This window comes from Chloroflexota bacterium, assembly GCA_014360805.1.
Taxonomy (GTDB): Bacteria; Chloroflexota; Anaerolineae; order DTLA01; family DTLA01; genus DTLA01.
The window spans coordinates 1-17,360 of record JACIWU010000045.1 but is presented as its reverse complement, the minus strand read 5'-3'; the positions used below and the strand labels follow the sequence as shown (position 1 = coordinate 17,360).

Here is a 17,360-nt window from a genome sequence, read left to right as displayed (position 1 = left end):
CGTTATGTCAACTTACGGTTGGTCTGTCAACGCGAGGCCAGCAGCGCCGCGCACAGGATCACCGCGCCGCCCACGCCCTGCCACAGGCTGACAGACTGCCCCAGAAACAGCATGGACATGACGATCACGCTGATTGGCTCCACCAGGAGGAGCACGCTCGCGGTCGTCGCCTCCGTGCGACTGAGACCTGCGAACATCAAGCCATAGGGGATGGCTGTCCCGAAGATCGCAATGCCCAGGAAATCCCCCAGCGTGCGCAGCGTAACCGCCTGCGGCAATCCGAGGAACACTTCCCCACCCCAGTTCGCCAACTTCATCGCCAGGCCGCCCAGGCAAAGCCACCCAAGCCCGAAGATAAACGACCACATCGTGAGCACCAGCGGGCGCATCTGCTCGCGCACGCTCCCGCGCCGCCCCAATACCACCACCCCTGCGTACACCACGCAGTTCGCAAGCGCGAAGAAATCCCCAACCTGAACCTGGCCCAGGCTCCGAATCGTCCAGAACTCCACCATGACCGCCGCGCCGGCCACTCCCGCCGCAATCCCTAACCCCCTGCGCCATGTCAGCCGCTCGCCCAGTGCGCGGGAGCCGATAAGCGCCACGAACACGGGATACAGGTACACCAGGAGGATCGCCTTTGCTGGCGGCGTGCCCAACGCAATGGAGAGCACGTAGGTCGTGAACGCCGACACCATCAGCAACCCGTTGAACGCAACCAAAGCCCACTGCCGCAGAGAAACGGGCCGGCTGTTCCCTGGCGAAACCCTCGCCAGAATGGTGGCGAACACGCCGATGGACACCACCAGCCGCACCGCCACCTGCAACCCCACGCCGACCCCCGCTCGGCTCAGCCACGTAACGAAAAGCGGCAATGCCCCGAACGATACGCCCGCCAGCACGGTGAGGGCAGTCCCTGACCAATCGCGTCGTTCCATGTCGTGCTCCCGAGATGCTCGCGCGGATTCGCCTTCGCGGCGACGGGCAGATTGTAATCGCGCATAGCCTTTGGCACAAACGGCCGCCAAAGGCACGCGCGCCGCACCCCCATTTGACACGCCACGCGGTTGTGCTAGAGTACATGCGTGGCGTACCCGTCGGGGTGAGCAGACGAGTTTTGATGCGTCCTGACCCTTCTCCCACCACCGCTTCCACTCTCGCCGGCGGTGCAGGCTGCCGCGCTCGCCCTCAAAGCCCACGTCTCGCCGCGCCGAGACAAGGAGAGCACCCCATGAGATCGCGACTGTTCATTCTTGCTTCTGTGTTCCTGGTTCTGGTTTCACTCATCCCTGGCCTGGTTGCTGCCCAAAGCCCCAGATCCCAGGCTCCAATGGGCACCGCGTTCACCTATCAAGCCCGCCTCAACGCAGGCGGAAGCCCCGCAGAAGGGCTGTTTGACTTTGAGTTCAGACTGTACGACGCTGCAGCGGGCGGGACTCAGGTCGGTGGCCCCATCAGTCGGGTGGATATGCCTGTCAGCCGTGGCCTGTTCACCGTGAGCCTGGACTTTGGCCCTGCCTTTACCGGCCAGGCGGTATGGCTGGAAGTGGCCGTCAAAGGCCCTGGAGACACCGTCTTCACCACGCTGTCCCCTAGACAAGCCCTGATGCCGACGCCCTATGCGCTGCATGCGAACCACGCCGCGGATGCCAACACCGCCGGCGAACTGAAGACGGAGGTTGGCGGCATACGGCTGGAGCCAGGCGGTGTCTACTCCGGCGGCCCCAACGTGATTGGCGGGTTCGTGATGAACCGCGCCATCCCAGGCGCATACGGCGCTACCATCGGCGGCGGAGGCGGACAACTCAAATTGCCACCGGACGTGGGCTACTGGGTCAACACCGCAGGGAACTATGCCACGGTCGGCGGAGGCGCGGACAACCATGCGGAGGGCGAGAACTCTATCGTGGGCGGAGGATTCCACAATACGGCCAGTGAAATGTGGAGCACAGTAGGCGGCGGCATCTCCAATGCGGCCACCCACCAAGGCGCCGCAGTGGCCGGTGGCGGCAGCAATACCGCCGAGGGCGGCTTTGCCTTCGTGGGCGGAGGCGATGGGAACCGTGCGAGCGACTGGCACTCAACGGTGAGCGGCGGCGAGGAAAACCTCGCCAGCGCAGAACACGCTACAGTGGGCGGCGGGCTCCAGAACACCGCCAGCGGCGAAGCAGCGGTGATAGGTGGCGGCAAAGACAATGCAGCCAGCGCCAGATATACCACCGTCGGCGGCGGCGTCAACAATGCAGCCACATTCCAGTTCGCCACCATTGGAGGCGGCTGGAGCAACACGGCCAGCGGCGACGGCTCTCTCGTAGCCGGGGGCGTGGGCAACAGGGCGCAGGGGCTGAACGCTACGGTGGCGGGCGGCAACGACAACCGAGCCGGCGGCGAGATCGCCACCGTGGCCGGAGGGCGCACCAACAACGCCAGCACCTATGCCGCTACCATCGGCGGGGGAGCCTCCAACCAGGCCACTGGCGAGCGCACGACCGTTGGCGGCGGAACCGGCAACAACGCCAGCGCCTACGCCGCGACAATCGCAGGTGGCATGAACAACATCGCGAGCGCCACCCGCGCCACCGTCGGGGGCGGCCAGGGCAATACGGCCAGCGGCCCCCACGCCACGGTTCCGGGAGGCGATGCCAACACCGCGCAGGGTTCCTACAGCCTCGCCGCAGGGCGCCGCGCCAAGGCGCTCAATACAGGTTGCTTCGTGTGGGGCGATTCCACCGACGCCGACATCACGTGCAGTACCAACAACGCCTGGCTCGCGCGCGCGACTGGCGGCGTGTATTTCTACACGAACACCGCCCTCACCAGCGGCGTCCGCGTCTTGCCGGGTGCCAGCGCATGGTCATCGGTGAGCGATCGCAAACTGAAGGAGAACTTCGCTATCGCCGACGGCCAGGCAGTCTTGGAGCGCCTGAGCAAGGTCCCCATCACCACATGGAACTACAAGGCGCAGGACGACACCATCCGCCACATGGGGCCCATGGCGCAGGACTTCTACGCGGCCTTTGGCCTGGGCGAGGATGAAACGCTTATCAGCACCATTGACGCCGACGGGGTGGCCCTTGCCGCAATCCAGGGGTTGTACACGATGGCCAAGAGTCAAGCATCGCGCATCCAGCAGTTGGAAACGGAGAATGCCGACCTGAAGCAGCAGATGTCCGAGTTGCAAACGCGCCTTGCGAACCTGGAAGCGATTGTCTCCCAGATGAAACAGCAACGGGCAGGAGGCCAACAATGAGCACCGCGCGCCGCATCCAGATAGCGGCCGTTGTCATCCTGACGGTACTCCTGCTCACCGTCACGGCGATGGCATCCGGCCCCTACGAACTGACATGGTATTTCATCGGCGGCGGGGGCGTGCAGTGCCAGGGTGGGCCATACACGCTTGCAGCCAGCATCGGACATACCGGCGAGTCCGCGAGCGGCGGGGCCTACAGCCTCACCGGCGGCTTCTGGGCGGGAGTTCCGCCCGCCTACCTCCGGTACTTGCCGATCATCCTCCGCTAGGCAAACGGACGGAGGGCAATCACCCGCTTGCCCTCCGTCCCACCGTGCACGGATTGCGAATCGGCGGATAGCGCCCGCGCCCCTACCGCCGCCAGATCAGGTGCACCCGATTGCCCGCGGGGTCGGTCTGCTTCAGGAAGACCGCCTTCACGTCCGGGAGAATCTTGGGGGTCTCAAGCTCAATGCCCTTGCCCTGGAGGTCCGCCATGGCCGCCTCAAAGTCCGCCACCTCAATGGCCACATGGCTGCGATCCGTGCCGCCCTCCTTGAGCACCTCAACGCGCCCAGGCCCCGGGCCCGCCACGAAGAAACTCGTCGTCCCCTCGCTCATGCGGAACCCGAAGGTTCGGCTGTACCACTCCGCGATCTCGCGTCCTGTGGCTCCCCCGTAGGGATACAGGCCGGGATGTTCCACGCCGAGGTACAGGCTCCCGCCGCGCGCCTCGCGAATCCAACCGATGACCTGCGACGCCAGGCGCGAGATGGCCGGCCAATCGCCGGCCTGTATCCATTCGGCTCGCAGCAGGTTACTCCCGATGCCCACAGCCGCCACGCCTGCCGTGAACCACGCCTGGATATTCTCCCGAGTGGCCTCCACCGCCGCGCCCGTTGGCATGATGCGCGACCACGGCGTCGGCCCCAGCAGCGCCTTCACGAAGTCCGGCCCGCCCACCGACGCCGCGGGGAAAATCTTGCAAATCTCCACGCCCGCCTCTTCGGCCTCCGAGATTTCGCTGGCGCTGCCGCACCCGGGCATGTATGCGACCTTCCGCCGATTGCACACCCGCGCGACCTCGGGGTTGAACACCGAGCCCACGATGAAATTCGCCCCGCTGGAAATGTACAGCGCCGCCGTCGCCGGATCCAGCACCGAACCCGCGCCCAGAATGACCGATGGATCCGCCTGAGCGAAGTGCATCACCAGGTCCGAGAACACGCGGTGGGCGTTATCCCCGCGGTTCATGTACTCCACCACGCGCGCGCCACCTGCCGCGCACGCCTCAACGATGCTCTTGGACGTCTCCAGGTCCGGATGGTAGAACGTGGGCACCATGCCGATGCGAAGCGTTTCGTTGAGGACCTCAAGCCGACTGAATCGAGCCATTTCCACCCTCCTGGCGTAGAAGTTGCGCGCACCAAGGCGGGCGCTCGGCCATCCCTGGGCCGATATTGCCGCCCTCCAGCGCGCCAACGGACATCATACTTTGAATCGCTCTCCCTGGCAAGCGGGGAGCGTCTTGGTTCCAAAGTCTTCTGGCCCCCGCCATTGCGAACGGCGAGAGCGCGGCTCTACTTTGTGTTGGTGAGCAAGGGGCGACGCACTTCCGGAAGTACGCCGCACCTGTACCCATGCCGCGACCAACAGAGTTTGGAACCGTATCACGGCGAGCCCTATTTGGTAAAACAGGCCATTGATGGTATAATAGCTTTGGATTGGGTGCTGAGGTCATTGCGAAGAACCGCCTCGGACAAGGCCCGAGGCGGTTTTTGTGCGACAACGCCAGGTTCACGCGCTTTTCGCGCCACCTTCACGCCCAAGATTACGAACATGATGTATCGTTGTAGCGAGCGAGTAGAGAAACAGGTAACAAAGTATGCAACAACCAGACCTAACAAGCAACGGGCTTGAACCTGCGACGTGGAGTGCGTGGCTCGCCCGGCGCATCTCCGACGTGTTCAGCCCGCCGGTTCTATCGGGCAGTGTGGCCGTGCTCCTCACCCGACTGGCAACCCCCACCTGGCTGGCCGCGTTGACGTGGAGTGCGCTCTACATTCTCCTGGCAGACCTGGTGCCCCTTGCCTACTTGATTCGCCTCGTGCGACAGGGCAAAGTGGGAGACCTGCACGTCGCCATACGCGACCAGCGACTTCGCCCGCTGGCCGTAACGCTGGTGTGCACGGCCGCCGCATTTGTCGCCGCCATCGCCCTCGGAGCGCCGCGCCCCTTGAGCGTTTTCCTGGGCATCGGCCTGATTCAGGCCATGCTCCTGACCGCGGTAACTGTATTCTGGCAGATTAGTTTCCACGCGGCGGCAGCCTCGGCCCTGGTGTGCGCATTCGCCGTGGTCTACGGAACCTTCGCGGCCCTGCTCCTCGCGCCCATCTTGTTCGCCGTCGCGTGGGCGCGCCTTCGCCTCAAACGGCACACGTTCCGCCAAGTTGTGGCCGGCGCTGCCCTCTCCGGCGTCCTCTATGGCCCTGTGCTGGCCTACGCTCTACTCCCGCGGTAAGGAGGCTTTGCGCCACTCGTGACCCCATTCTACACCGGCAAGGCCGACATCCACATCCACAGCAACCACAGCGACGGCGCCGCAAGCATCCGTGAGATTCTAGAGTACGTCCGAAAGCATACTGATCTCAACGTGGTGGCGATTGCAGACCACGATACGCTGGATGGCTCCCTCACCGCACGCGACCTCGCGCATGAGTACGGCCTGGAAGCCGTCCCCGCCATGGAGGTGTCGTCCAGACACGGGCACATCCTGGCCCTATGGGTGGAGCAGCCGATACCCGCCGGACTGCCGGCGGGCGAGACCATCGCCCTGATTCACGAGCAAGGCGGGATCGCCGTCGCCGCCCACGCCATAGAGCCGTTCTCCGCAAGCCTCTTGTCGGTGCGCCCGCGCGTCCTTGCGCCGTGGCATCTGAAAGACCTGGGGATAGACGGCCTGGAGGCGTTCAACGCCAGTATCACCATTCCGCCCATGGAGTGGGTGGCGCGCCTGGCGGCGGAGTGGCTGGGCGTGGCCGTAACCGGCGGGAGCGATGCCCACTACCTGGGAACCATCGGGCGCGGCGTAACGCTGTTCCCGGGGCACACGGCCGCCGACCTCAAGGCGGCCATCTTGGAGCGTCGCACCACGCCCGCAGGGGCGCGCTATGCGCTCAAGCACTACGCCGGGCACGTGTGGCATCGGCGCATCAGCCACACGCGCCTGGGACTGTGGGCCTCGCGGAAGTTAGCGCCCGCGTATGCGCGCATCCCCCGCTAATGCCGCGCCAAAACACAAAAGGCCCCGAGAAGTCTCGGGGCCTTTGTCGGGCGCACTACTGAGTGAGGACGTAGCCGATTCCCACAATCGGCGCCAGCACCGCCGTGAGAATCAGGTACACAAGCCAGCCGATGACCACCGTTACGACAGCCTTGCCGGTGTCAAACTCCATCGCCTCGCGCACCGCGAGGAAGCCGGCAACGAGCGCGAGAATCGCGCCAACGAGCGCGGCCAGCCATCCGACGCACGGGATAAAGCCGAAGAGGCCAAGAAGCCGCGGCGCGCTCGCGTAGCCCAGCACCCGCAGCATCTCCTCCACCGTCGTCTTGCCGCCGAACAGCGACGTCCCGATGAAATACGTAACGACTGCCCACAGGAGCCAGCCCAGAACCACCCCTGCAACGAGTTCCCAGACAAGGTGGGAGAAGAACCGGCCTCGAATGCCCGCCCCGATGCCGCTCAGCAGGCTCACCGCCACCACGATGATGCCCGCCTCCGTGGTCGCCGCCGCATCCTTGGCAATCTCCTTGAAGACCGACGTGTCCAACCGCAACACTCGCATAATCCGCTCAACCATCGTTCCTAACCTCCTTGCTGTAGTGAGTCTTGTTGAAGCGCGGATAACACGACCTTCATCTAGGAAAACACCGCACCCGCCGAAACGCTACGCTCACCTGCGACGGAGTAGCCAGACGGCGGCAAAGGCGGCGCCGAAAGCCGCGCCGAACACCGCAGCCGCCCGCGTATCCAGCAGCGCCCGCACCGTGCCGCGAATCTCCTTCGCCAGGACGACTCCGGCGCGCACCTCCGACGCCTCAATCTCCCGCGCCGCGACCACCGCCGCCCCGCTCTGCTGCATGTCCACGCGATCCTGCGCCACGATCATCCGCGCGCCGCACGACCGCAGCGCAACCTGATGGCCCAGGACGGCATACACGTTCCCGAGTCTGACCTCCGCCCTATCCGCGTCCAGCATGCCGACGCTACAAAAGCGCAGGCTGGCCGTCGCGGCATCCTGCTCCAGCGCCGCAGTCATCGTGCCCGAGAGGTTCTCGGCCCGCACCGACTGCGCGCTGCACTGCACCATGCGAACCTCGTGGCCATTTACGCCACGGGCCGCGCACTGCACCAGGTTCACCTGCTCCGCATCCACGTCTCCCAGGTTTCCGCGGCGGATGCTGATTTTGCCCGCCACCGCTTCCTCGGATTCACCCATCGTTGCCCTCCTGTTCCAACGCAAGTTCAAGAATCTGCGCTCCCATCTGCGTCCAAATCTTGGCCAACTCGGCCGGCTCGGGGTGAAGCGCGACGATAGTGCCGTACTCGCCCACGCCCACGGGTCGCACGCCCCACGCTCCGGCATTCAGCGCCGCCTCGGCCAATTCCTCGCTGCAAGGATCAAACGACGTCAAGTTGCTCTGGATGATCGCGTTCTCGTTCATCAGCCTGCCCAATCGCTCCCAGTCGCCCTCTAGGACTGCCGTCTTCCCCTCGTGAACCAGGCGGTCAATAATCCGATATGAATCTTGAACCCGCCGCTCTCCGGCAAGCCACCGTTCCCGCAACCCGAGCAGGGCATCCCTGGCAGGTCGTCCCGCGCCCTTGTGGGCGACAACGAGCGGTATGTTGCGCACCGGAGGCGCCAGCCGCTCCACCGTCGCGTACACGCGCGCGTTGGAGTTGGAATCATCGCGCTGGCGGAAATCCAGCAGGCACAGCCCCTGGAACGCCGCCATGTACGCCGCGGCAAGCCCACCCACCTCGCCGAAGACGGTATGTGACAGAGAGTAGGCCGCCTCGGCCAGATGGTAGGGCAGCACATCCTCGCCGCGCCAGCCCAGCAGCCCCCGCAGCAACGCCACCAGTGTCGGCGCCGAATCCCCCAGACCCCAACCCCTGGGCGTCGTGGAGTACGCTATCCGCACCGGTTCCAGCCCCCACCGCAGAAACTGCAATGCCGCCCGCGCCGCATCCCAGGCGTCGTCCTGGAACCGCATGTCGCCGGCCCACTTGATGAGCCGCTGCTGCGAGTCCGCCCAGATTTCAAAGGCTTGCGACGGGCCCACCTCCACCGACGCCGTGAGAGACACGCTACAGGCCAGAACCGCGCCGCCGAACAAGTCCCCGGGGTCGCCGAGGATACCCAGGCTCGCAGGAGCCGAAACCGTTACGACCCTGCCAGAAGACATACACCTCTCCCCCCAAGCAGTAGCAGGCAACATTGTAGCGCACACCGGCGGTACGCGCAAGAGCCAGGTCGCCCAGTTCCCGAATCGCGCCGCGTCGGAGCACGTTAACGCCGCCGCTTTGACGCGCCGCCGCATTCGGCTATACTTCCACCAGCGTGTACCACCATCGGCCCGATGTCGCTAGAAGCCCATATCCGGAGGACCCCATGAGACCGAGAACAACATTCCTCGCAATCGCGCTCCTCGTCTTGCTCGTCGCGTTGGGCAGCGTGGCGTGCACCAGTAGCGAGAAGCCCGCGCCCACATCTCCACCCCCGACCGCAGCCACCCAGCCGGACGGGGCCTCGCTGCTCCAGGCTCGGTGCACCCGCTGCCACGCCCTGGACCGCGTCCGGCAGACGCCCCGCACGGCCAACGAGTGGCAAACGGTGATCGCGCGGATGCGAAGCCACGGCGCGCAACTCAACGACGTGGAAGCCGAGGCGCTCGTGCAGCATCTCGCCCAAACCTACGGCAAATGACCCTGCCCTGCAGGAGGTGAGCAATGGCAGATTGGAAACCGATTGGCCCCGAGAACATGTTGTCCGATGGGGAGATGAAAGAAGTCCAAGTCGGCGGCGCAGCGGTTCTGCTCGCTCGCGTGGGCGGCACATACTACGCGGCGCAGGGCCTGTGCCCACACATGAAGGCACACCTGGCGCGCGGCAAACTCAGCCAGTTTGAGGTAACGTGCCCGGCGCATGGCTCGCGCTTTGACGTCCGCGACGGCAGCAACACGGCCTGGGTCGCCGAACTACCGGGGATCGCGCAGAAGGCGTCGCGCATCTTCGCCAAACCCAAGGGCTTGCAGACCTACCCGACCCGCATTCACGACGGGCAGGTCTGGATCGGGATCTCCGCCGACTAGCGCGCCGCCCTGCGTCGTGCAGCGATGGCGGCCATCATGCCCAGGGCCAGCCCAAGCCCCACTCCCCACACGGGCACTCTTGAGCGGGCAGGCGCGCTCCCAGATGGCGCGGGCGCGGCGGTTGCTTCCGAGCGCGTCGGCGTCGGCGGTGCAGGGGTGGGCGAAGCGACCGCCGTGGGACTCGGCGCGTGCGTCGCCGTCGGCGGGACAGGCGTCGGCGCGCGTGTTGGGCTTGGCTCTGGAGACGGGGCGGCGGTAGGCGTGGGGATGAGACTCCCCACCCTTGCGATGGGGGCCTCCTCCACCAGCAGCACCGGCTCGCCTCCGATGTCGCACCGGGGAGCCTCACATACCGCGGGCGGCAGCGAGATGATGTGAAAGCCGGCCTTTGGTGCGCTCTCCTGAACCTGCCCGTCCAGTGAGAATACCACAGCGTGAGGCGCGGCAGCGGCGACTTGCGCGACGACCGGCTCTGAGGTCCAGTTCCACAAAACCCGCGTGGTTTTGGCGCCCTGGTCCAGCGACGCAACAGCGAAACGGCCCCGGTCTTCCCACCGGGCGGCCCTCGTCCCGGCCATGAAGGACACCGCCGTGCGGAATGCATTGTAAACCGGCCGCCTGCTGCCATCCGCGCGCACCATACCGAAAGGCTCCTCCCACGGCTCAATGCTCGGCCGGTCCGACATCTTGTACACGGCCACCCGCTCAACTTCGGACGCCAAAGCCAGCGCGAACGCCTGCACGAGAAAGGCCCGCTGCTCGGCCAGCGTAACCCGAAAGCGCGGGTGCGCAATCGGGTGTTGCGGGTCGTCAAAGGGCGGCGCGTTGGTCTCGTCCAGCCAGATGGGCTTGTTTAGCCCGTAGCGGCGCATGGCGGCGCGGGTCTTCCCCACGATTTCGGGTATCGTGCGAGGCTTGAAGTAGATGTGGAGGGAAACCACGTCAAAGTAGAACCCGTGCGCCCGCGCCTGCGGATCCTCGGCAACCTTCTCCAGAAAGCGCTCAAAGAACGGTCGGCGCCCGTATTCCACGTCCCACCAGTAGGTCAGCCCCGCCAGGTGCACCACGCAGTCGGGGTCGGCCCGCTTCGCCGCCAGATACCCCACCCGCGTCAGTTGCACGAATTCGTCCAGCGAGCCGGCCCATGTGTATCCAAAGTGCGCGGGATCCCACACGTCCGGCTCGTTCCAGAGAATCCAGTGGCGGATCACGCCCCGGTACTGCCCAACAATTCGGGACACAAAATGCGCCCAATGGTTCGCGGGGTCATCTATGGGGAGATACAGCCCGTCAGGGGGCGACTGGTCTCCCCTGTAGCCGTTGGCCCAGCCGGGAGGATTGATGAGCAGCCCGACAATCTCGCGGCCGGATGAGATTTCCCGCTGGAGGATGTCCGGCGGGAAGTAGTCATCGCGCCACATGCCCGGCTCGGGCTGGATTTCGCGCCAGTAGAACAGCACGCGCTCCCAGGCCACGCCAGCCTCGTCGGCGTCAAACGGCGCGAAGAATGCCTCAACTGCGCCAAATCGGGGGTCAGGCGGGGCTGCACCACACCAACCAGGCGCCAGCCCGATAAGCAACGCCAGAAGATAGACCGCGATTCGCCCTACGCGCACTCCCACGGAGTTGCCAGTCCCTGTCCGCACGGATTTCGCCAGTCGCACCCTAGCCGGCCGCCGGCCAGATTTCCTTGACATGCAACTGAAGCCTGTCCTGGCCGTTCCACGTGTTGACCTCCAGGGAGAAAGCCACATCCACGTGGTGCGGAAGGCCGGAGGCGCGGTCCGCCTGCTTGAACGCAATGGCATCCCAGACCGCCACGCCATCGGAGAGCCACAGCCGCAAATGCCTCTCGCCGACGATGCGGCTGTCCCTGACCAGCACATTGCGGCACAGAAAGACCGGTGTCGGATTGTCATAGCCGAAAGGCTCCAGGCGGGCCAATTCGCGCTGAAACGCCCACGTCATTTCGCGCAGCGGGACCTCGGCATCCACCACGAGCGTGGGCATCAGCGCCTCGGCTTCCAGATCCGCATGGGCAATCCGAAGCAGTTCCTCGCGCAAGATGCTCAGACGCTCGGTCTCCACTTCAAACCCAGCGGCGGCGGCGTGGCCACCGTGCCGCACCAGCAGATGGCTGCACCGGTCCAGGGCCGCCGTGATGTTCCATTCGGGGATGCTTCGCGCCGACCCACGGCTGACGCCGTCGGAGATCTGCACGACGACGGATGGCCGGTAGAATTCCTCCACCAGGCGCGTGGCCACAAGCCCTGCGATCCCTTCGGGGATGTCGCGGTCGGCCACGAACAGCAATGCGGCGCTGGCCGCCTGCTCGTGCGCCTGCGGGTACGCCCGCTCTATGGCTTCGGCCGTCAGGCACTGGCGCTCGCGGTTGCAGTCCTCCAGCCGCTGCGCCAGTTTTTTGGCCTCCTCGTGCGACCGCGTGGTGAGCAGGCGGTAACTGTCCATCGCCGTGTACAACCGTCCGGCGGCGTTCAGGCGCGGGCCAAGGACGTAGCCAATATGCCCCACCGATACAGGCCCGCGCAAGGCGCTGGTGGCGATCAGTTCCCTCAACCCCGGCCGGCGGGTGTTACGGAGCGCCTCCATCCCCCGCACCACCAGGGCGCGGTTCTCGCCCCGCAACGGCGCCAAATCCGCCACCGTACCCAGCACCACCAGATCCAGCAAGTCCGACTCGCGCACCGGACGCGCGTCCGCGCGAATGGGCAACTGACTGTGGGAACGCAGCAAGCCCTGCGCCAACTTGTAGGCGACCCCAACACCGGAGAGGTCGGGGAAGGGATAGCGGCTGTCGTCCCGCTTGGGATTGACAACGGCGAGGGCGCGAGGCAATTCGCCCCGCGGCGAGTGGTGGTCGGTGATGATCATGTCTATGCCGTGCTCGCGCGCCCAGTCCGCCTCGGGGTTGGCGCGAATCCCCGAATCCACCGTCAGGATGAGTCGGCACCCCTGTTCCGCAAACTGGCGCATGGCCGCCACGCTGAGCCCATACCCCTCGCTAACCCTGTTCGGGATATAGGGCTGTACCCGCGCGCCCAGCGATGCCAGCGTCTCGCACATCAGCGCCGTGGCCGTTACGCCGTCCACATCGTAATCGCCGCACACGATGATGAGTTCGCCCTTGCGGATGGCCTCGCGCAATCGCGTAACGGCCTCGTGCATATCCGGCAGCCGAAAAGGATTCGGCTCTTCGCTGGGGTGAAAGAACGCCTCGGCCTCCTGGGGCGAGCCGACGCCCCGATTGTACAGAATCTGGGCGATCAAGGGGTGAAATCCGGCCTCCCGGAATTCATGGAGCACGTTATCCGGTATAGGAGGAGCCACCTGCCACTTCTTGTTCGTCAACGCCAACGCGACAGCCTTCCTTGTCGAGGGATTGTGCACGCGACCGAAGTCGCAAGTGCCGCAATTCTACCACCGGATTCCTAAATGTCAATCTGCGTCCGCCTCTGGAGGCAAGACGTACCCGAGGCGCTTGAGCAGGGCGGGATCTCGCCGCCACTTCGGCAGCACTTTGACCCAGAGTTCCAGATACACGCGCCGACCCAGCGCCTTCTCTATCTCCAGCCGCGCGCCCTGGCCGATTCGCTTCAACATACTGCCGCCGCGCCCGATCACAATCTGCTTCTGCGACTCGCGCTCCACGGCAATCGTGGCGCTGATATAGGAGAGATCATCGCTGCGATCCTTGAACTCGTCCACGATCACGGCAACGGAGTGGGGCACCTCCTGGTGGCACTCGCGCAACACCTGCTCGCGAATCAACTCCGCCGCCAGGAACCGCTCGTCCTGATCCGTAACCTGCTCCTCGGGGAAGTAGCGGGGACCGAGCGGCAGCGCCTCCACAATCATCTCCAACAGGCGGTCCCGATTATCCCCGCGCGTCGCGGAGATGAGCGCGTGGGCATGGACGTTCGCCAGGGCCAGGTACGGCGCGGCGATGCCATCCCAGTCCTCTTCGCGTACCAGGTCTATCTTGTTGACGGCCAGAATCACCGGTACTTTCGCCGCATCCCGCAGAATCTGCCCGATGGACTCGTCGTCAGGCGTCGGCGGGACAGACCCGTCCACCAGCCACAGGATCACATCCGCGTCCTTGAGCGCGCGCCTGGCCGTGGTTACCATGTACTCACCGAGCCGGTGGTGCGGCGTGTGGATGCCCGGCGTGTCCACGAACACGATCTGGTAATGTGGCTCCGTCAGGACACCGAGAATCCGCTGGCGCGTCGTCTGGGGCTTCTCGGAGACGATGGCGATTTTCTGCCCCAGGTAGGCGTTCATCAGCGTGGACTTGCCCACATTGGGCCGGCCCACCAGCGCCACGAACCCCGAACGATGGTCTTCGGGCAGGCTCTCTGGAATCAACACGTCCATGTGGTCGTCCATGATGAGTGCTCCCGGATTGATTTCGCCGCGACCTCTTCGGTCATGCGCCAAGAATACCGTCAGAAGCACGGGGTGTCAAGTACGCGCGTTGGGGGCTGCATCTCAATTCTGGGGCGAGAATGACCGAGCGTCGTTCGGTTTGCCGAGCAGGGAATCCAAATGGTGGGGTAGGCCGGCCCCGACGTCGGCAGCGCCGCGCCCCCGCTGCTGGACACCCATCGCCCACTTGCGCTATACTTGTGCGCGGACCACGGTTGTGGACGTCTGCGTGCGCGTAGGAGGTGGGCTATGGTTGCTCCCATCATAATCGGAATCGCAGCGGCCCTGGGACTGGGCTTGGGCGAAGTAACGGCTGCGCTTGCGCCGAAACCCGCCGAGGAGGCGCTGAAACGTCTCGTCAACCGCAAGTTGGATCAGATTGAGAGCGATGAAGACTTGCTCACGGCCGTGGAGCAGGCGTTCGCCGATATCGGTGCCGACTGCGAACCGGAAGGGTTTGTCCGCTACGCGCTGAACCTGGGGTTTGATCAGATGCAAGCCAAAGACAACCCCGAACTCCGCCGCGACATGGCCCGCGCGGTGCTCTTGATGACGGAAGACGATCCCGCGCTCATCCCGCGCGAACTCGTGAGCAGGCTGCGTTGGCCATCTGACCGCCTGCCTGTCCTCGCCACGTTCCTGCGGAAGACGCGCTTTTACCTATCCGAACATCCAGTCTACGGGGCACTCATCCAGTACGCCAACGACGAGAGGAACCGCGAACACATCCGGAACATCAGCGAGGACGCGGCGCGGATTGCGCGCTACTGGCGTGTCCTGCTCCTGGACCGCAACATAGACCCCGACAAGAATGACGTGCAAGCCCTCAAGGAGTACCTCGCCCACGTCATCGAGTCCTGCAGCGCGCTGTCGTTCCTGTTCATCAAACCATCGGGCCGGCCGGGGCAGGTGTGCACCGAGGCCGAACTGGAAACTGTCTTCGTGCCGCTGGAAGTGCAAGATCCCGAAGCCGAGGAGCGCATGCGTCGCAAGCAGGCCCGCATGGGCTTCAGAGACTTCGCACGCGAGGAGATGGAGACCGATGCTGAGCAAGACAAGCCCGTAACTGTGAAGGAGGTGCTTGCCAAGTATCGGGTGTTCCTGCTGAAGGGGAAGCCCGGCAGCGGAAAGACAACCCTGCTGCGCCACATGGCCCTTGCCTTTGCCCGCGGCGAGGCGGCCGACCGGCTAGACTGGACGGGCGACCCGCTCCTGCCCATCCTTGTGCCCCTGCGCAACTTTGGCCGCTTTCTGGCCGACAACCGCAAGGAGTACACGAACCCCGCGCCGCTGGCGTTGCGCAAGTTCATTGAGGACTACTTCGCCGAGCATGACCTGCTTTTGCCCCCCGATTTCTTCCACCGTCGGCTGAACGCGGGAAAGTGCCTGGTCCTGCTGGATGGGCTGGACGAGGTGGCCGACCGCGACCTGCGCGCCACCGTCGCACAGATGGTAAACGCGTTCATCAACCATTACAAGAAAACGGGCAATCGTTTTGGCTTGGCGTCGCGTCCCAGAGGGTACGAGGAGGTTGCCGACTATCTGCCGCAACCCGTCGTCTGCGTCGTTCAGCCGCTCACCCCCGAAGGCCGCGATGAACTCGTAACGAGGCTGCTCCGCGTGCTGGAACCCGACACGCCGCACCGCCTCGGTGAGCCGCATCCGTTGATCGCGGACATCCGCGCGAAGGACAAGGTGGACGACCTGTCGCGCACCCCGCTCTTCTGCACCACCCTGGTGCTCGTCTATAAGTACCGCGGCACTGCGCTGCCCGAGCGTCGCGTGGATATATACAAAGAGATTGTTGACCTCATGTTGGGCTTCTGGGAGACGCACAAGGCCGAGCAGGGCGTCGCCGATGTCCAAGAACTGGTGCGCATGGATGGCACGGGACGCGCCTTCATGGATGAACGCGAGGCCGTGGAAGCCAAGCGGCGCGCGCTGACCGACGTGGCCGACTGGATGCAGCGGGAGAACAAGTCGTCCGTGGAGCGCGACGCCGTGGCAAAGCATCTGGCGCAATTCTTCCACGAGCGCGAGGGCGCCTCCGACGCCGAGAAGGGAACCTGGGCCGAGAACTTCTTGGCTATCGCCCACCAGCGGAGCGGCCTGTTTGTGGAATCCGAGCCCGAAACCTACGCCTTCTCGCACGCCAGTTTCCGCGAGTACCTAGCCGCCACGGCCCTCATTGAACAACTGGATACAGATATGGTTCAGACCGTGCTGGATCACGCCACCGATTCCTGGTGGCACGAGGTCATCCTCCTCGGCGCGGCGCACCCCAATCTCTCGGACAAGCGCCGCGAGATGCTCCTCGGCGAGATGCTCCGGGCCGGCCACGTTACCCTGGCGGGCCGGTGCGCGGTGGATGCCGGAGCGCGGCTGCCCGCCCCGCTGCGCGCGCAGATTCGCGACGCGCTGCACGCCAGAATGATAGACGCGGCGATTGACCCCAAAGACCGCTACGCCGCGGGCGAGGCGCTGGACGAACTGGGATGGCTGCCCCAAGACCTCCATGCATGGGTGCGTTGCAAGGGGTGCGCCGAGGGTGGCGGCGACCTCATGGTCATGCGCTATCCCGTTACCAATGCCCAGTACGAGCGGTTCATCCTGGCGGGCGGCTACGAGGATTCCAGGTGGTGGACCAGAGAAGGCTGGCGGTGGCGCGAGACAGCGCATCCAGATTACCGAGGCGCTGGTCCCGTCCGCGAGCCACGATACTGGCAGGCCCCTCGCTTCGGGAGGAAGCGGCGCGGGTATCCGGTCGTGGGAGTGTCGTGGTATGAGGCAGCGGCATACGCCAAGTGGCTGAGCGATGTCCTGGCCCGGGCGCGGAAGGGGGACAAGACCCTGCCCGACGCCGACCGCGAACTCGTGGCGGGGCTTGTGGAAGTCGGTGGCCGGGAAGTTCGCCTGCCCTTTGAGGAGGAGTGGGAGAAAGCGGCAGGCGGCGCGGGCGCGAGTCGCTTCCCGTGGGACCCGCCCAAGGGGCCTGCGAGCCGAGACGAGCGGGACATCAAGGCCAGGGCCAATACCGTTGAATCCGGAATCGGCGGCACATCGCCGGTGGCCATGTACCCCCTGGGCGCCAGCCAGCCTTTTGGCCTCATGGATTTAGCCGGCAATGTGTGGGAATGGACAGCCACCGGAGTCGAAGGCTGGCATGGACTGCGCGGCGGGTCTTGGAACAACCTTCAAGTCAGCGCTCGCTGCGAGTTCCGCAACAGGTACTACCCGAACTACTCCTACGACTACTTCGGTTTTCGTCTCGTCTCTCCCGTCGGTTCTGGTTTCTGAATGCTG

15 protein-coding genes are annotated in these 17,360 nt (G+C 65.1%); 7 read left to right on the top strand and 8 right to left on the bottom strand.

Annotated features, from left to right (window positions below; translation table 11 throughout):
* Positions 1-26: 26 nt before the first annotated feature.
* Positions 27-938, bottom strand: coding sequence for a DMT family transporter (locus H5T65_08960; GenBank protein ID MBC7259365.1), 912 nt, complete (start codon positions 936-938; stop codon positions 27-29).
* Positions 939-1,231: 293 nt separating this feature from the next.
* On the opposite strand from H5T65_08960, the gene H5T65_08955 reads away from it, so the two are divergent.
* Positions 1,232-3,250 carry a tail fiber domain-containing protein gene (locus tag H5T65_08955; GenBank protein MBC7259364.1) on the top strand — a complete coding sequence of 673 codons (2,019 nt, stop codon included), beginning with the start codon at positions 1,232-1,234 and terminating at the stop codon, positions 3,248-3,250.
* Positions 3,247-3,519: a hypothetical protein gene (locus tag H5T65_08950; GenBank protein ID MBC7259363.1), complete on the top strand. Its 273-nt coding sequence runs from the start codon at positions 3,247-3,249 to the stop codon at positions 3,517-3,519. The genes H5T65_08955 and H5T65_08950 overlap by 4 nt, the downstream gene beginning before the upstream one ends.
* 82 nt (positions 3,520-3,601) lie before the next feature.
* On the opposite strand, the gene H5T65_08945 is transcribed toward H5T65_08950, so the two are convergent.
* Positions 3,602-4,624 (bottom strand): bifunctional 4-hydroxy-2-oxoglutarate aldolase/2-dehydro-3-deoxy-phosphogluconate aldolase, encoded by a 1,023-nt coding sequence (locus H5T65_08945; protein MBC7259362.1) that lies wholly within the window; start codon positions 4,622-4,624, stop codon positions 3,602-3,604.
* A gap of 490 nt (positions 4,625-5,114) precedes the next feature.
* On the opposite strand from H5T65_08945, the gene H5T65_08940 reads away from it, so the two are divergent.
* Together H5T65_08940 and H5T65_08935 are read left to right on the top strand one after the other, a co-directional pair.
* Positions 5,115-5,750: a hypothetical protein gene (locus H5T65_08940; protein MBC7259361.1), complete on the top strand. Its 636-nt coding sequence runs from the start codon at positions 5,115-5,117 to the stop codon at positions 5,748-5,750.
* Positions 5,751-5,768: 18 nt separating this feature from the next.
* A complete protein-coding gene (locus H5T65_08935; GenBank protein MBC7259360.1) occupies positions 5,769-6,512 on the top strand; it encodes a phosphotransferase in 744 nt (247 codons plus the stop codon).
* A gap of 55 nt (positions 6,513-6,567) precedes the next feature.
* On the opposite strand, the gene H5T65_08930 is transcribed toward H5T65_08935, so the two are convergent.
* The 3 genes from H5T65_08930 to H5T65_08920 all read right to left on the bottom strand — a co-directional run bounded on the left by H5T65_08930 (position 6,568) and on the right by H5T65_08920 (position 8,701).
* Positions 6,568-7,089, bottom strand: coding sequence for a YIP1 family protein (locus H5T65_08930; protein MBC7259359.1), 522 nt, complete (start codon positions 7,087-7,089; stop codon positions 6,568-6,570).
* A 93-nt stretch (positions 7,090-7,182) separates the two neighbouring features.
* On the bottom strand, positions 7,183-7,728 hold the full coding sequence (locus H5T65_08925; protein MBC7259358.1) for a hypothetical protein: 546 nt from the start codon (positions 7,726-7,728) through the stop codon (positions 7,183-7,185).
* Positions 7,721-8,701, bottom strand: a complete 981-nt coding sequence (locus H5T65_08920; protein ID MBC7259357.1) for a hypothetical protein — start codon at positions 8,699-8,701, stop codon at positions 7,721-7,723. Before H5T65_08920 ends, H5T65_08925 begins: the two co-directional genes overlap by 8 nt.
* Positions 8,702-8,907: 206 nt before the next feature.
* On the opposite strand from H5T65_08920, the gene H5T65_08915 reads away from it, so the two are divergent.
* Positions 8,908-9,222 (top strand): hypothetical protein, encoded by a 315-nt coding sequence (locus H5T65_08915; protein ID MBC7259356.1) that lies wholly within the window; start codon positions 8,908-8,910, stop codon positions 9,220-9,222.
* Between the two features lie 23 nt (positions 9,223-9,245).
* Positions 9,246-9,608, top strand: a complete 363-nt coding sequence (locus H5T65_08910) for a Rieske 2Fe-2S domain-containing protein (protein MBC7259355.1) — start codon at positions 9,246-9,248, stop codon at positions 9,606-9,608.
* Here H5T65_08910 and H5T65_08905 read toward each other — a convergent pair.
* From H5T65_08905 to era, 3 genes are all read right to left on the bottom strand, one after another.
* On the bottom strand, positions 9,605-11,230 hold the full coding sequence (locus H5T65_08905; protein ID MBC7259354.1) for a hypothetical protein: 1,626 nt from the start codon (positions 11,228-11,230) through the stop codon (positions 9,605-9,607). The two genes, H5T65_08910 and H5T65_08905, sit on opposite strands and share 4 nt — an antisense overlap.
* A 43-nt stretch (positions 11,231-11,273) precedes the next feature.
* On the bottom strand, positions 11,274-12,977 hold the full coding sequence (recJ, locus tag H5T65_08900) for a single-stranded-DNA-specific exonuclease RecJ (GenBank protein ID MBC7259353.1): 1,704 nt from the start codon (positions 12,975-12,977) through the stop codon (positions 11,274-11,276).
* Between the two features lie 87 nt (positions 12,978-13,064).
* Positions 13,065-14,006 (bottom strand): GTPase Era, encoded by a 942-nt coding sequence (gene era / locus H5T65_08895; GenBank protein MBC7259352.1) that lies wholly within the window; start codon positions 14,004-14,006, stop codon positions 13,065-13,067.
* A gap of 300 nt (positions 14,007-14,306) precedes the next feature.
* On the opposite strand from era, the gene H5T65_08890 reads away from it, so the two are divergent.
* Complete coding sequence (locus H5T65_08890) at positions 14,307-17,354, top strand: SUMF1/EgtB/PvdO family nonheme iron enzyme (GenBank protein MBC7259351.1); 3,048 nt, start codon at positions 14,307-14,309, stop codon at positions 17,352-17,354.
* The last annotated feature ends 6 nt before the right edge of the window (positions 17,355-17,360 follow it).